The 14,063-nt window shown below is 59.6% G+C and carries 15 protein-coding genes; 5 read left to right on the top strand and 10 right to left on the bottom strand.

Features of this window, described 5'->3' with window-relative positions; all coding sequences use genetic code 11:
* Window positions 1-88 precede the first annotated feature (88 nt).
* The 3 genes from D6850_RS06275 to D6850_RS19695 all read right to left on the bottom strand — a co-directional run bounded on the left by D6850_RS06275 (window position 89) and on the right by D6850_RS19695 (window position 4,238).
* Window positions 89-1,435 carry a tetratricopeptide repeat protein gene (locus tag D6850_RS06275; RefSeq protein WP_166434005.1) on the bottom strand — a complete coding sequence of 449 codons (1,347 nt, stop codon included), beginning with the start codon at window positions 1,433-1,435 and terminating at the stop codon, window positions 89-91.
* A gap of 119 nt (window positions 1,436-1,554) precedes the next feature.
* Window positions 1,555-3,231, bottom strand: a complete 1,677-nt coding sequence (locus D6850_RS06280) for an NHL repeat-containing protein (RefSeq protein WP_147438868.1) — start codon at window positions 3,229-3,231, stop codon at window positions 1,555-1,557.
* A gap of 431 nt (window positions 3,232-3,662) precedes the next feature.
* On the bottom strand, window positions 3,663-4,238 hold the full coding sequence (locus D6850_RS19695) for a VPLPA-CTERM sorting domain-containing protein (protein WP_245964106.1): 576 nt from the start codon (window positions 4,236-4,238) through the stop codon (window positions 3,663-3,665).
* Between D6850_RS19695 and D6850_RS19275 the strand changes: the two genes are divergently transcribed.
* Window positions 4,237-4,434: a hypothetical protein gene (locus tag D6850_RS19275; protein ID WP_147438869.1), complete on the top strand. Its 198-nt coding sequence runs from the start codon at window positions 4,237-4,239 to the stop codon at window positions 4,432-4,434. The two genes, D6850_RS19695 and D6850_RS19275, sit on opposite strands and share 2 nt — an antisense overlap.
* 385 nt (window positions 4,435-4,819) lie before the next feature.
* On the opposite strand, the gene D6850_RS06290 is transcribed toward D6850_RS19275, so the two are convergent.
* The 4 genes from D6850_RS06290 to D6850_RS06305 all read right to left on the bottom strand — a co-directional run bounded on the left by D6850_RS06290 (window position 4,820) and on the right by D6850_RS06305 (window position 8,276).
* The gene (locus D6850_RS06290) at window positions 4,820-5,815 is read right to left on the bottom strand and encodes an LLM class flavin-dependent oxidoreductase (protein WP_121164810.1); all 996 of its coding nucleotides are present in this window, start codon (window positions 5,813-5,815) and stop codon (window positions 4,820-4,822) included.
* Window positions 5,816-6,276: 461 nt separating this feature from the next.
* Window positions 6,277-6,789 (bottom strand): fasciclin domain-containing protein, encoded by a 513-nt coding sequence (locus tag D6850_RS06295; protein ID WP_121164812.1) that lies wholly within the window; start codon window positions 6,787-6,789, stop codon window positions 6,277-6,279.
* Between the two features lie 188 nt (window positions 6,790-6,977).
* A complete protein-coding gene (locus D6850_RS06300; protein ID WP_121164814.1) occupies window positions 6,978-7,619 on the bottom strand; it encodes a ChrR family anti-sigma-E factor in 642 nt (213 codons plus the stop codon).
* Window positions 7,620-8,276 carry a sigma-70 family RNA polymerase sigma factor gene (locus D6850_RS06305; RefSeq protein ID WP_425452359.1) on the bottom strand — a complete coding sequence of 219 codons (657 nt, stop codon included), beginning with the start codon at window positions 8,274-8,276 and terminating at the stop codon, window positions 7,620-7,622.
* Window positions 8,277-8,369: 93 nt separating this feature from the next.
* Between D6850_RS06305 and D6850_RS06310 the strand changes: the two genes are divergently transcribed.
* The 4 genes from D6850_RS06310 to D6850_RS06325 are packed head-to-tail and all read left to right on the top strand — an operon-like array spanning window position 8,370 to window position 12,272.
* Entirely contained in the window at window positions 8,370-9,650 is a 1,281-nt protein-coding gene (locus D6850_RS06310; protein ID WP_121164816.1) for an NAD(P)/FAD-dependent oxidoreductase, read from the top strand.
* Window positions 9,647-10,393, top strand: a complete 747-nt coding sequence (locus tag D6850_RS06315; protein WP_121164818.1) for a DUF1365 domain-containing protein — start codon at window positions 9,647-9,649, stop codon at window positions 10,391-10,393. The genes D6850_RS06310 and D6850_RS06315 overlap by 4 nt, the downstream gene beginning before the upstream one ends.
* On the top strand, window positions 10,393-11,550 hold the full coding sequence (locus tag D6850_RS06320) for an SAM-dependent methyltransferase (protein WP_121164820.1): 1,158 nt from the start codon (window positions 10,393-10,395) through the stop codon (window positions 11,548-11,550). Before D6850_RS06315 ends, D6850_RS06320 begins: the two co-directional genes overlap by 1 nt.
* On the top strand, window positions 11,547-12,272 hold the full coding sequence (locus D6850_RS06325; RefSeq protein WP_121164822.1) for an SDR family NAD(P)-dependent oxidoreductase: 726 nt from the start codon (window positions 11,547-11,549) through the stop codon (window positions 12,270-12,272). The genes D6850_RS06320 and D6850_RS06325 overlap by 4 nt, the downstream gene beginning before the upstream one ends.
* A gap of 12 nt (window positions 12,273-12,284) precedes the next feature.
* Here D6850_RS06325 and D6850_RS06330 read toward each other — a convergent pair whose 3' ends face one another.
* From D6850_RS06330 to D6850_RS06340, 3 genes are all read right to left on the bottom strand, one after another.
* Window positions 12,285-12,947 (bottom strand): SDR family NAD(P)-dependent oxidoreductase, encoded by a 663-nt coding sequence (locus D6850_RS06330; RefSeq protein WP_121164824.1) that lies wholly within the window; start codon window positions 12,945-12,947, stop codon window positions 12,285-12,287.
* A gap of 12 nt (window positions 12,948-12,959) precedes the next feature.
* Window positions 12,960-13,466 (bottom strand): TspO/MBR family protein, encoded by a 507-nt coding sequence (locus tag D6850_RS06335; RefSeq protein WP_245964107.1) that lies wholly within the window; start codon window positions 13,464-13,466, stop codon window positions 12,960-12,962.
* Between the two features lie 94 nt (window positions 13,467-13,560).
* Complete coding sequence (locus tag D6850_RS06340; protein WP_121164828.1) at window positions 13,561-13,959, bottom strand: DUF2177 family protein; 399 nt, start codon at window positions 13,957-13,959, stop codon at window positions 13,561-13,563.
* Window positions 13,960-14,063 lie beyond the last annotated feature (104 nt).

A 14,063-nucleotide genomic window follows, 5' to 3' on the forward strand; every position in this document is an offset into this window, starting at 1 on the left:
CTCGAGGTCAGGATCACCCCCATCCATGATAATTTGGCGGGAACCTCTGATCCGCAGATACTGCTTGAGCGGCTGTGACATTCTTCGATTATCTCGGGTAAGTTGACAGGACAGCCTGAACCTCGTCAATCCGTTCAAACTCGGGGTCGAGAATGCCTACTGCTTCGAGGTGAATTTGCGCCTCTTCTGTCACAGAACGATCATGCAGCATACGACCAAGGAAAAATCGGATCCATGGATCGTCAGGGCTGATACGCAGATTCCTTCGCAATGCGGCCAGTGCGTCGTCCGAATTCTCTGCGTGCGCAAGCGCGACAGCGTAAGTTGCAGAAATGGATGCGTTCCTTGGTTCTACCTGCATTGCATGGCGACTATGGGCGAGCGCTTCCTCCGGGTTAATGCCCGAGCGGACCAACGCCATAGCAAGATTGTTCGAAGCAATGACATTTCCAGGATCCGCTTTCACAGCGTCCCGGTAAAGGCTTATGGCGGCTTCTAGCTCTCCAGCCTCCTCGGCCAGAAAGCCTCGCGCCACGAGGACTGGAGCGGATGGCGACGTCTTCAGGACTTCATCCAGTGTCGTGGTCGCCTCTTCCAAAAGGCCAAGCCGCAACTGTACATTGCCAAGGGAAACGAGGATCGCGTCCCGTTCCGCTTCCGCGTGCTTCAACCCCTCCTGGTACCAGTGTCGCGCACCAATGTAGTCGCCCGCCTCGACAAAGAGATTCGCAAGCCGGATTTCCGCCAACGGCTGTTCGTAGTCGCCGGTTTCGGCGATTCGAAAGCTTTCGAGCGCACCTTCGATTTCTCCGGCGCTGAATTGGTGTGAGCCGAGAAAGTCCCATGTCATTGGATGTTTGGGGGCATCTTCCGTCGCTTCGACATAGGCGTTCCTGGCCTCGTCCTGCCGGCCCGTGAACTCGAGATATCTGCCGAGGTTCAGTTTTGCTGCAAAGAAATCCGGCGCAACTTCGATCGCTTTCCCATAAGCATTTTCCGCCGCCTTGAAAGCGCGACTCCTCATTGCCTGCTCCGCGCGCATCAGATGAAAATAAGGTGAGTCCGAGTGAGCTTCGGATGCTTTCGCCAGCGCCGCGCGCGCCTCGACGGGCTCGCCCTGTTCCACGAGTCGCAACACGTTCTGCCCATCGGCCATGACATCGGGGGGCGCGTAGAGAATGTCCAACTCGTGCGCCTTTTGCCATGCTTGTCGCGCCTCCGTCTCACGTCGTTGTCGGTACAATACGGTTCCTAGCCGATGCCAGGCCGAGGCGTCTTCGGGTTGCCGAGCAAGACGGGCATTCAACTCCTTTTCGAATTTCTGCAGCGGGCTTGTCTCGTTGATACCCAACGCCTCTGGCAGATCACGTGGTGGGGACGGGCGAATATCCAGATTGATCGTGCTGGCCTCAACTGCGCCGGCCGCAACTGTCATGGACAGGGCGAGTATGAGCCTCCGGAAACTCGTCATGGCGTCGCATCTCCGCATGTGGTCGTCAAAGAATCCGGACGCATGGAGAACCATGCGCCCGAACAGATTCGAAATCGGTTGCCTCAAGAGGATCTGGACCGAAGCCGGCCTGCGCCGAAAAGCCCGAACAGGCCAGTCAACAGCAACCACGCCGGCATGGGCAACGGAACAACAGTGGTCTTGGTCGTCAGCTTCAGGTCCGACAGGACGGGCGTCGGCGCGCCGGGCGTGCCGGGGCGTGTCAGTGTCACCAAAATCTCGGCGAAACGTCCCGTCATCCCTGTCAGATCATCCATTTGGCCGTAGGAGGCCCACGTCGCGCCGCCAAGATCGAGGAGAGTATCGGCAAAACGGGCTTCGACAACGATGCCTGTGCCGGCCGGAATCGACCCTTCGGCTTCCTGGTTCCACATGATCTTATCCCAGAGAGAGCCGAGCATTCCGGAATCAACCACGTTTCTCCAGGTCCCGCTGGGGTTCGTGACGCCGCCGACAACCGATCCCGTCATATCGGAATAGTTGTAAGGTCTCGCACCTGCACCAAGATCGACGGTCAACTCGACCGCGCCCTTATTGTCCCCGCCGCCCTGCGGGTCTATCCGCATGACATTGTTGGAACCTTGGTTGGTGACCCAGACCTTGCCATTGCTGTCCACCGATATGCCGGTTGGTGTGCTTCCCACGCCGATCGTCTTGATCAGGTTCCCGGCATTGTCGAAACGCGAGACGGTACTGGAGAAGCTATTGGCCACCCAGACGTTGTCATCGGGGGTCACCGTCACGCCGCGGCCCCCGTTGCCGCCGCCTGCAAACGTACCAAGGTGGGTTCCGTCGGGCGCGAATTTTGAAAGGCGCGTGTTCAGGTGTGAATTCCAGACGTTACCCTGGCTGTCGATTCCCAACCCGTATGAGCGATCTCCACCGTTGGGAGTCACCGCATCCGCCAGCTGCACCCCGTTGATCGTGTCGTATCGTGCAGTCCGATTTGTCGACCAGCCGGACGACCACAGAACGCCGTTGCCGTCTATCAGACCGCCATAGCCGCCGGGACTCAGGTCGAAGGCCGGATCGGTGGCGCCAGTGTTTCCATCGATACGCTGGTGCATCTTGTTGCCAAATCCACCGACCCAGACGTCATTATTCGCGTCGATCGCGATGGTCCGATTGTTGGTGCCGGCGGTCCGAACATACTGCTGGATCGCAACGTCATCGGCAGTCGACGTTCCGCCATTGTTGTCTGCACCGCCGGCATTCGACCAGTTCAAACGGTCGAAGGATGATCCGTTCCAGATACCTGAAGACGTCGTTCCGGCACCCGGCGTAGCGGAAACCTTCACGACAGATCCCATGCCTCCAGACGATTCATTGCGATTGCCGATCCAGACATCCCCGTTCAGGTCGACCGTGGTCCGCGATGGATTGCCAGCCCGCCCGTTGGGTCGGGTCAGGTATTCCCCGATTACTGCGCCATTTCCTGCCGCGTCGTCAGCGAGGCTTACAAATCCATCCGGATCGTCGTGGCTCGTGTCGATGAGGATCGCGGAATCGCGTCCGGAGGCTGCTATCCAAAGATAATTGAATTGGGTGGTAATCCCTGGATTCAGCTGAACTTGGTCATCGGCACCCGGTGGCCCACTATTCGTGCTTGCGTATGTGCCTTGATCCCAGTCAGTGTCATTTGTGAAAACAAAACTTCCGGCATTCGCGGCGCCCGCTATGGCCAGAACGCTGGCACTCGCCAGCAAAAGACGAAGTCTCATCACAAATCCTCCCAGATGCAATGTGCGGACGCATCTGTTAGAGGTTCAGGTGTACTCGTCTCTAAAAAATAGGCCTGCGGCCCTTATCCCAACCAAGCCTGAAGCTGCCGGGTGCTTCCGCTTACGTTTTTCGAAATGATAGCTAATGGTACTCCAACACAGGCCGATTTTCAACATAATATTTTCGGAAGGCGAGCGAACTACATCCCGGTGTTTCCAAGCCAATTCCACCCAGTCCCGAGCCTGCGGTGACCTGCCAGCGGCGGTATGTCATGCGGCACTAGAGCGGACCTTCGCTGCGTCCCGCGCATAGGACTGAGAGGCAGGACAGAGCGTGAACTCTCTGCACCCCTACCGGATGGCCGCAGTCAGCCCGAACACGACGCATGTTCACGCTATGAATTCATTCACTGTTTTGGGTCTCTGGCAATTCAGCCCTTGCGTCGACGCAACCACGCAAAAGCTCCCAAACCAGCAAGCATTAGTGGAAGACCCGCAGGCAGGGGTACCACGTTTGGCGGTGGATCAACCGGCTTATCGGAAGTGTTGATCGTCAGCACCCAATTTGCCGCAGGATAGACAACGCCCGCCGACAACTGAAAATCCCATATGGCGCCATCTACATCCTGCGCCAGCGGGCCAGTTTCCGGCCCAAAGCTGTCAAAGAATGCGGCCGAGATCGTCGGCGGATTGCCCGGACCACCCCCGGTGACAGAGCGGAAGTTGTCGTCAAACAGGTTTGCCTGATTGTTAAACAGCGCCGAGTTAAGACTTTGGCCTATATTCGCGGTGTCCCACGCGCCGGTGAAAGACAGCTGAATGCTGTCGATAATCAACCCTGGAACCTGCGTGAACCGTATCCGGTCAGTATCAGTCGCTGATCCCGTGGCGGGAATAGAACCTAATATCGTGTTCGAACCGGACGCCAGGTCCACAATGGTTGAGCCGATCGCATCAAGATCGCCTGATACGCTTTCATCATATATTGTGGCCGCACCGGCTGACATGGCAGTGGCGCTGCAAAAAATAAGCGCAAGCGCCAAAGCCCTCAAACTAGCGGTTGCAAAATTCGCCATATCGATCGCACTTTCTACCTACAAAATTCAGACTGAGTACGGAACCATCGATGAATCGATTTGGCACAGCGTCTCCCGCAGAGCATTATATCCTGAAATCATGAAGTTTTCGAAAGAAAAGTCATAGGCCGTACGAAACGTCTACACCAGTCCGCTGGTCGCCATTCGCCTTGCCGAGGCTGTGGGCACGACGATTCCTGAGTGCGCCTCCGGGGAAAGACTGGAAAGTCCGCACTACGGTCGCGTTGCAAATCCCGCTTTCTGCGCATTGCGACAGTTCATGCATCCCGGTGTTAACGGCGGAGTAAAAGCCGGCCACGTGGCGGCGCAAGACCAGCCCAGTGGCGGGAGCCAAGCCCCAAGGTCGTTCTGCATTGCCACCAGATTTGGCCGGGCGGTGAAGTCTATGGCCGTTTTATTTCGGTTAGGTGATCGTCGTAAGGTCGTGAGCGTTGAGACGTATTGCAGGCCATTCTTGCCGACCCACAGAACGACAACGGACTGTTCCAGACCTACCCTTGGCGCAAATCGGTCAAGACGTCCGCCGCAATTTGGAACGATCGCACCCGCGCGGCGTGGTCGTGGATCATCCCTGTTACCATCAATTCATCCGGTTGAAAGGTTTCGATCAAGCGACCCAACTGTTCCTTGATCGTCGCAGCTGTTCCGGTTGCGGAGCACGACAGCGCATGCTTCACACCAGCCAGAACCCGCGCCGGAACTTGGGCTGCGAGATCATGTGTCGGATGCGGCAGTTTTCCCGGATTTCCAGTGCGAAGTTTCGCAAATGCGAGGAATTGGGATGAGCGCAAATAGTCCGCTTCGGCATCGGTTTGTGCTGCGCAAACTCCGGCCGCCATCATCGCGTAAGGCCGCTCCAAGTGCTCAGAGGGCTGGAACGAAGTACGGTAAATCGCCAACGCCTCCGCCAGCATGTCCGGCGCAAAATGCGACGCGAAGGCGTAAGGCAACCCAAGATGGGCAGCCAATCGAGCGCCATAAAGGCTTGATCCGAGGATCCAGACCGGTACGTGAGTCCCGCCGCCGGGAATGGCCCGCACAGGGGCATTGTCCGGCATGTCGCCAAGATAGCCAATAAGCTCCTGCACATCCTGCGGGAAACTGTCGTCAGGCGCCATATGCCGCCGCAAAGCGCGGGCTGTCGCCATGTCGGTTCCCGGTGCGCGTCCCAGACCAAGGTCGATCCTGTCAGGATACAGCGTCGCCAGGGTGCCGAACTGCTCTGCAACAACCAGGGGCGCATGGTTGGGCAACATGATCCCGCCAGCACCAACGCGCATCGATTTCGTTGCGCCCGCCACATGGCCGATCACAACGGAGGTCGCCGCACTGGCGATTCCCGGCATGTTGTGATGCTCGGCCAGCCAAAAACGATGATACCCTGCCTCCTCGGCTGCTTGGGCCAGTTCAACGGTGTTGGCCAGGGCGTCCGCCACGTTCTTGCCTTCGGGGACGGGCGAAAGATCCAGCAGTGAGAAATGTTGCATGCGGGTACTCCTTACCACGTCATGTAGGTGGTCGTTGCGCCCGGACCAAGGCCGGTCAAGGCTCGGGCGTTGCGATTTGTCGGGCTCGGATCGTCAGGCGGATATGACGAATTTTTCCAACAGTCTGCCGACCTCCGCAGTCACGTACTACGCCGCAATGCAGCTGCACCAGACCGGCCATTATTGAAACGCGCAGTAGTTTGATCTGTTGATTGTCGCTGGGCGGAACATAGCGGCTTCAGGTTTCGGATCGGGTCCGCGCGAAAGCCTGGCGCGGAGAGAAACACGGCCTGAAATCAGATGAGAACTGCTTTCCTACGGGCGCTTTCAGGTAGCGTACCCCGACTGCGTCCTGTCAACTACCGCAATTTCGGTTTGTTCGCTCATGGTTTCTGCGCGCACTTCATAATTGGCTGCGCCCCCGGACTTGCCAAGGGCGCTGATTGTAGTTGGAACAGGTATCAGTGACAGTCAGGACGCGTACCAGGCAGCAGCACCTTGTCGACCACGTGGATCACGCCGTTATCAGCCTGAATGTCCGCGATAATGACGTTGGCCATCTGACCTGTGCCGTCGGCGATCGTCACTCCGCTTGCCGATTTGGTTATGCACAGACGCTCACTTTTCAGAATTGGCTTGAAGTAGTTCGAACCGACCGGAATCGCCGAAGACTGTAGGTTGCGGTCATCGACGTGGTACAGCAGAACATTGGTCAGTTGACCCTTGTTTTCCGGCTGCAACAGGGATTCGACGGTGCCCGCGGGCAGCGCCGCGAAGGCGTCGTTGACGGGTGCGTAGACTGTGAACGGGCCGGGGCCGGAAAGGGTCTCGGCCAGACCGGCGGCGGACACGGCGGCAACGAGGGTCGAGAAGCGCTCATCCCCCGCGGCGATTTCGACGATGTTTTCCGCAGCGGCGGCGGCGCCGGCAACGGCGAAGGCGGCGGCGGCAATGGTGGTCTTGATGTTGAACATGGGTCTGTACCTCTGTTGAAATAGTGTTGCGTGGTCGAGTAACAGGGATACGCAGCAGCCGGGAAAGCGGATCATGCAATCACGTTTTTGTTATGAAAAACAATTGGATGGGTTGGAACGGACGCAATGACGCCGCCTGCCCGAACTCCTTTCGGAGTTGGGCAGGTGGCGCGTGCTGAAACAGGCCGTCAGATGCGCAGCAGGGGTTGCAACAGGCGCGGGATCAGGCTGTTGAAGCGAAGCGGTGCGTCGGTCGCGGCCAGGCAGATGCAGGGCGCGCCCGGCTCCGCGACAGGCGTGTGTTCCAAGGTGTCATCGGCGACCTCTATGTCGCCGACACCGAACCGGCCGGTCTCGTCGCTGAACGCGCCCTGCAACACCAGCGTCAGCTCGATCCCATTGTGGCCATGATCCGGAACGGCCTTGCCGGGCGGAATGTAGAGCAGGCGCGTGCTGCCATCATCGCCCCAGTGCAAGAGCGTCTGGCGCACGCCGCCACCGACGGATTTCCAGCGCGGCGGCTTGCCATTCAGCGCCTGCATGACCGGACCGGGAAACACGCCCGAGCGCTCAAAGGCGGGATCAGGCTCCGGCAATGGTGTATCGTCGAGTTGGGCAAAGAGCGCCTCTTTCATGGAGTCGGACACCATCTGCACCGGTTGCTCGTTGAGCAAGGTCCCTCCTACGGCTTCGTGCGCACCCAACCCGACGCGGCAATCGTCGCAAAGCGAGATATGGGCCGCGACAGCCAGCGCAAACGGCCGCGGCAATGATCCGGCAGCATAGGCGATTAACATGGATTCCGGGATGTGGTGTGTGATCTGCGACATCTATCGCATTCCTTTTAGTTCATGGCGCAATCGCTCCAGTCCAAGTCTGATGCGGGATTTTACGGTCCCGAGCGCCAAACCGGTCTGGTCGCTGATTTCCTTGTGGGAAAGTTCGCCAAGATAAGCCTTTTCAACGAGGGCGCGCTGGTCGGGCTTAAGCCGATTCAGCGCAAGTTTCAGCTGTGTTGCTTCTTGATCCATCGCCAATATCTGGTTGGCGTCATCTTCAACCCGATCAACCATCTTGATTTCTTCAGGAATGGGACGGTTTTCCTTGCGCACCAGATCTATCCGCCGATTGCGGGCGATCTGAAATATCCAAGCCGACACCTGTGCGCGATGGGGGTCGAACTTTTCCGCTTTGCGCCAGACGGTCAGCATGACCTCTTGCGCAACATCCTCGGCTGCACCGCTGCCCAGACCAGAGCGCATGGCCACACCTTTCAGCCGCGGTGCGAAATAGTCGAACAAAAGCCCGAACGCGGCGCGGTCGCGCCTGTCGCGCACGGCCAGCATCAGCACAGTCTGATCAGAGTATGTCTTCTCTGGAGGTTGCGGCACGCGGGTCTCTCTCCTGTCGAGAACGGCATGACCGCCTTGCGGCGCGCGGGGGTGCGGTCTGCTGAGTAGAAGCGCGGATGATGCTGTTTTCATCATAACCGGAAATACGCCGGGTGCATAAGATTAGATCAATTATGATCCGAAACTTGCTGCAGGACGTAAAAAAGGCAAAGCGAAACAGGAGCGCCCATGTCACTCGACGCCCAACCCATCTGTCCGCAACGGATCGCCGTTGTCGGTGGTGGAATTTCCGGCCTCGCGGCGGCATACCTGCTGGCTCCGCACCACGCCGTGACCCTTTTCGAAGCCGCGCCTCGACTTGGTGGTCACGCGCGCACCGTTCTGGCAGGACGCCGTGGCGACCAGCCCGTCGATACCGGCTTCATCGTTTTCAACTACGCCAATTACCCGCATCTCACGCGGATGTTCATGGAGCTTGATGTGCCGGTCAAGCCAAGCGACATGAGCTTTGGCGCCAGCATCGACAATGGCCGTATCGAATACGCCTTGCGCAGCCTGCGCGGCCTTGTGGCGCAGCATCGCAATCTGGCGCGGCCCGCTTTTCTGCGCATGGTGCGTGATATCGCGACATTCAATGCGCGGGCCGAGGCGGTGGCGAACGACGACGCCATGACGATTGGCGATCTGATCCATACACTGCGGCTGGGTGATTGGTTCCGGCGCTACTACCTGTTGCCGATCTGCGGCGCGATCTGGTCAACGCCCCCGTCCGCAATTTCCGATTTCCCGGCCCGTACGCTGGTGCAATTCTTTCGGAATCATGCGCTACTGAGTGCGCGCGGCCAGCACCAGTGGTGGACAGTCGATGGCGGTAGCATCGAATATGTGCGGCGTCTGGAACATCATCTGCGCGGGCGCGGTGTCGTCATCCGCATGGGGGCGCCGGTGGCCTCGGTCGCGCGCAATGGCGTCGAAAGCACGGTGCATGTGTCGGGGCGATCCGCCGAAACCTTCGATCAGGTGATCTTTGCCTGCCATTCCGATCAGGCGCTGAGCATGCTGACCCACCCTACGCCGCAGGAAAGCGCGGCGCTCTCGGCGATCCGGTATCAGGACAACACCGCGGTGCTGCATTGCGACCCGGCACTGATGCCGCAACGCCCGGCGTGCTGGTCAAGCTGGGTTTACAATGCCGACACCACACAGGAGGCGCCTGCGATCGGCGTGACCTATTGGATGAACCGGCTGCAGGGCATCCCGGAAAGCGACCCGTTGTTTGTCACCCTCAATCCGGTGCGCGAAGTGGCTGAAGACAAGATCTACGACAGCACCGTTTTCCGCCACCCGATCTTTGACCGCGCCGCGATAAGAGCACAATCGGCGCTCCGAGATCTGCAAGGCGCCAACAACACCTGGTTCGCCGGAGCCTACACGCGCCACGGCTTTCACGAAGACGGGTTCGCCAGCGGCGTGCGCGTCGCCCGCCAGATTGACGGGCAATTCGCGTGAGGCGGCCTCCCGAGCATGTTGCAGCCTCAACCCATCATGCCCGGCGCGGCGCGCCGGGCCATGCGTTTCTCTACGGCGTGGATTATTTGCTGATCGATCCCGAGACGCGCGGCGGACCTGCCCTGTTTTCGCGCAACCGCTTTAACCTGGCCTCGGTGCATGATCGCGATCATGGCGGCGCACCCAAGGCGGGCAAGGGCGTAAGCTGGGCGCGCAGGGTTTTTGCCGCACGCGGGGTCAGCGGGGCCGATATTCTGCTGCTGACGCAACCGCGCTTTCTTGGCTATGTCTTCAATCCGGTCAGCTTCTGGCTTGCGATGAAGGGCGGGGCGCTCAGCGCCGTGATTGCCGAGGTGACCAACACCTATGGCGACCGACACAGCTATTTCTGCGCCAACCCCGGCCGCACGCCGATTGGTCCGCGTGACCGGATCACGGTTGAAAAGGTAATGCATGTGTCGCCGTTTCAAGAGGTTTGCGGCGATTATGCGTTTCACTTCGACATACGCCCCGACAAGATCGCCATCCGCATTGATTTCCGCAACGGCGACGCCGGTCTCGTCGCCACGTTGACCGGCACACGCGCGCCGCTGACCAACACCGCGATCATGGTCGCCTCATTGCGCCGCCCGGCCGGCGCAATGCGAACCATCGCGATGATCTACTGGCAGGCTTTGCGCCTGAAAATGAAAGGCGCGCGCTTTCGGACTCGCCCCGCACCCCCCAACAACAAGGTAAGCTGATGCGTTTCCTGACCAAACGAGTGAAGCACGATTTCCTGGACAGCTGCCAGGGCATCCACACCGGCAGCCTGCGGCTGCGCACGCCCGAAGGTGAAATACATGATTTCGGCAATAGTGGGGTTCTGGCCGAGCTGCATCTGCACGACTGGTCGGTGGTGACTGCGGTAGCGGCGCGCGGCGGGGTGGGCTTGGGCGAAACCTATGTCGCGGGGCTGTGGGATACGCCGTCGATTGTCGATCTCAGCACCGTTGCGCTGGAAAACCTCGACCGGCTGGGCGCCTATGCGCATGGCGATTTTTGGAACGGGTTGAAAATGCGTCTTGTCGATAGGGTTCTGCGTAGCAATTCCCGGCGCGGATCGTCGCGCAACATTCGCGCCCATTACGATGTCGGCAACGAATTCTACCAGCTTTGGCTGGACCCCGGCATGACCTATTCGTCGGCGCTGTTCCAGCCCGGCGATGACGACCTTCTGCGCGGGCAGGATCGCAAGTATGACCGTATTCTTGACTGTTTGGGACAAGGTGAACGGGTTTTGGAACTTGGTTGCGGCTGGGGCGGCTTTGCCGAACGCGCCGCCGATGCGGGCCGCCATGTGACCGGGTTGACGGTTTCGCCCAGCCAGAAGGGCTATGCGGACGCGCGGCTGGACGGGCGCGCCGAGATACGCCTTCAGGATTACCGCGATTGCGACGGCAAGTTCGACAACATCGTCTCGATCGAGATGATCGAGGCGGTTGGACAACGCTATTGGCCCACTTACTTCACCACTCTGCAGAACCGGTTGGCGGAGGGGGGCCGTGCGGTGGTGCAAGCGATCACCGTGCCGGACGCGAATTTCGACCGCTACCGCAAGACTTCGGATTTCATCCGCCAGCACACCTTTCCCGGCGGTCTGCTGCTATCGAATGCGATGATTGCGGATCAGGCGCGCAAGGCTGGGCTGGTGGTGCGTGACAATTTCTCGTTCGGGCAGGATTACGCCCGCACCTGCATCGCCTGGTCGGATCGGTTGCGGGCGCAAGAGGCGCGCATTCGCAAGCTCGGTCATGGCGACGCCTTCCTGCGCAACTGGCGCTACTACCTCGACATCTGCACCGCCACCTTCGCCACCGGCCGCACCGATGTGGTACAGGTCGAATTGGCGCACGCATGACCCTGGCAGGCAAGTCCTACTGGATCGTTGGCGTGAGCGAAGGCCTGGGCCGCGCCTTGGCTCAGGCGATGGACAAGGCGGGCGTCAGGCTGATCCTGTCGGCGCGCAGTGGCGATCGTCTGGCCGAACTGGCCGGCGCCTTGCGAGATGCGACGCCGCTTGAAATGGACGTGTCTGAGCCGGCCGCGGTCGCGCGGGCGGTCGGTGCGGCTGGGGAGATTGACGGCGTGATCTACTGCGCCGGGCAATATACGCCGCTGAAGGCTCAGGACTGGGACGCAGCCGCCGTCGAGGCGATGTGCGAGGTCAATTTTCTTGGGGCCGTGCGCCTGCTGGGGCATGTGGTTCCAAGATTTGCCGGCCGAAACCGAGGCCATATCGTGCTGATCGGCTCGCTTGCCGGGTTTCGGGGGCTGCCCGGCGCCATCGGCTATGGCGCCAGCAAGGCCGCACTGATGCATCTGGGCGAAACCATCTATGCCGATCTGCGTGGCGGTGACGTCAAGGTTCAGCTGGTGAATCCGGGGTTCATCAAGACCCGCCTGACCGACAAGAACGATTTCAGGATGCCGTTGATCCAGACTCCGGAACAGGCTGCCGATCATGTGCTGGCCGCGATGAAAGGCAGGCGCTTTTCAACCAGCTTTCCGGTCCCGTTCTCGTGGCTGTTTCGCGTTGGCCGGGTCCTGCCGCACGGATTGTTCTACCGTATCTTTCGGTGATCGTGTGCCGGCTCACCATGCCACCGGTTTACCGGCCCAATCGAAGAACCCGCCCGTATCTGCGGCCGACAGCCCATCCATCACCGCCAGCAGGTTCTTCGCGGCCTCTCGGGACGCGACGCGCGCATGATTGGTATAGTTACGGGTAAAGGCGGTGGCGACCGTGCCGGGATGCAGGGCAACGCATATCGCCTGTCTGTGGCTGCGCGCCACTTCGATGGCGGCAGTGTGAATCAGCTGGTTCAACGCCGCCTTCGAGGCCCGATAGGAATACCAGCCTCCCAGCCGGTTGTCGCCGATCGAGCCGACCCGCGCCGACAGCGCCGCAAAAACCGACCGCTTGTCGCGCGGCAACAGTCGCAGTGCGTGCTTGAGCACCAGAACCGGGCCGGTTGCGTTCAGCGCGAATTGTGCGGCGATCGCCGCCGGGTCGAGCGACCGCAGCGTCTTTTCCGGCCCATGGCCGGCTCCTGACAGCGCCCCGGTTGCGACAATGATCCTGTCAAGGGGTTCATCCAGTTGGCCAAGATGCTCCATCACGCTTTGTTCGTCGGTGATGTCGAGCCTATCGACGCTGCGCGACAGGGACACGACATTCTCTCCGCGACTCTCGAGATACTGCACAAATGCCGCGCCAATGCCGCCCGATGCCCCCACAACCAATGTTCTTGTCATGCGCAACCGATCTCAGTTCAGCAAAAGAATCGCACCGTTCAACACGGATGCAAATCCGACCCAAGCGGCATAGGGTGTAAACAACAGTGCGGACAAGCGATCCTGAGGCCACGCCAGAATGACGAAGGCGGCGATCAAAACCAGCAGAAGCAGAATGACTGCGAAAGCCAGCCCGATCCAGTGAGCCGCGAAAAAGACCGGCGACCAGGCAAAGTTGGCAAGCATCTGTGCATACCATACCTTCATCGCGCGTCCCGTCCGATTATATCGCCAAGTGCGCCAACCGGCCACAGCAATGGCGATATAGAGCACGGACCATACCGGACCGAATATCCAGTTCGGCGGATTGAACGGCGGCTTGGTCAAGCCCGCATACCAATCCCCCGGCAAGGTAGACACGCCAATGGCCGACCCACCGCCAAAGACGACCAGTATGAACACCACGAGGGCGCCAATGTCGCCGGCGTTCATCCGCGGATTTCTCAAATGCCCCGCGCTGTTGTCCTCAGATTTCCGCATTTGATCACCTCGGTTTTCCGTCACGGCCTTTGATATTGTCAACTACCCTGATTGGCTCGTCAGGTTTGACGCAAGCCCGGAGCGAAGCGCTGGCTCAGGTGAAAGCTCGCGTCACTGCGACTCCGATCCACGCGGAAAAGCCTGTCAGGACAGCCCCCCATGTCAGATCGGCAGCGACCATTTCCAAAGACCATTCGCGCAATGTCGCGTAATTGGTGAATTCATATGTACCGTAGGCCATTGCCCCAATCATGGCCCCACCGATCAACGCATTCACGGGGCTCCCGGCCCGCAGTGCCGGCAGCGACACGAACCATAGCACCCCGCCCACGTAGAACAGGTAGAACACGATCGCTGGCAGCAGCCGGATTTCATCCAAGAGCCACTCGCCGATGTGCTGTTCAAACAGTGGTTTCATGACCGTTTTCAGCATGACCGCGTCAAGCACAAGGAACGCCGTGGCGGTGGTCAGGTATAGGATTACTATCTGCATCTGCTTAGGCTCCAATCGGTGCTGTATTTGGTACGGTTCAGGATTGAAGACAGATCAGTCTTGGCCAATGTATTATTACCCGGAAGGAGACATCACGTATCAGA

The sequence above is a fragment of the Roseovarius spongiae genome (assembly GCF_003651245.1).
In the GTDB taxonomy this organism is placed as follows: domain Bacteria; phylum Pseudomonadota; class Alphaproteobacteria; order Rhodobacterales; family Rhodobacteraceae; genus Roseovarius; species Roseovarius spongiae.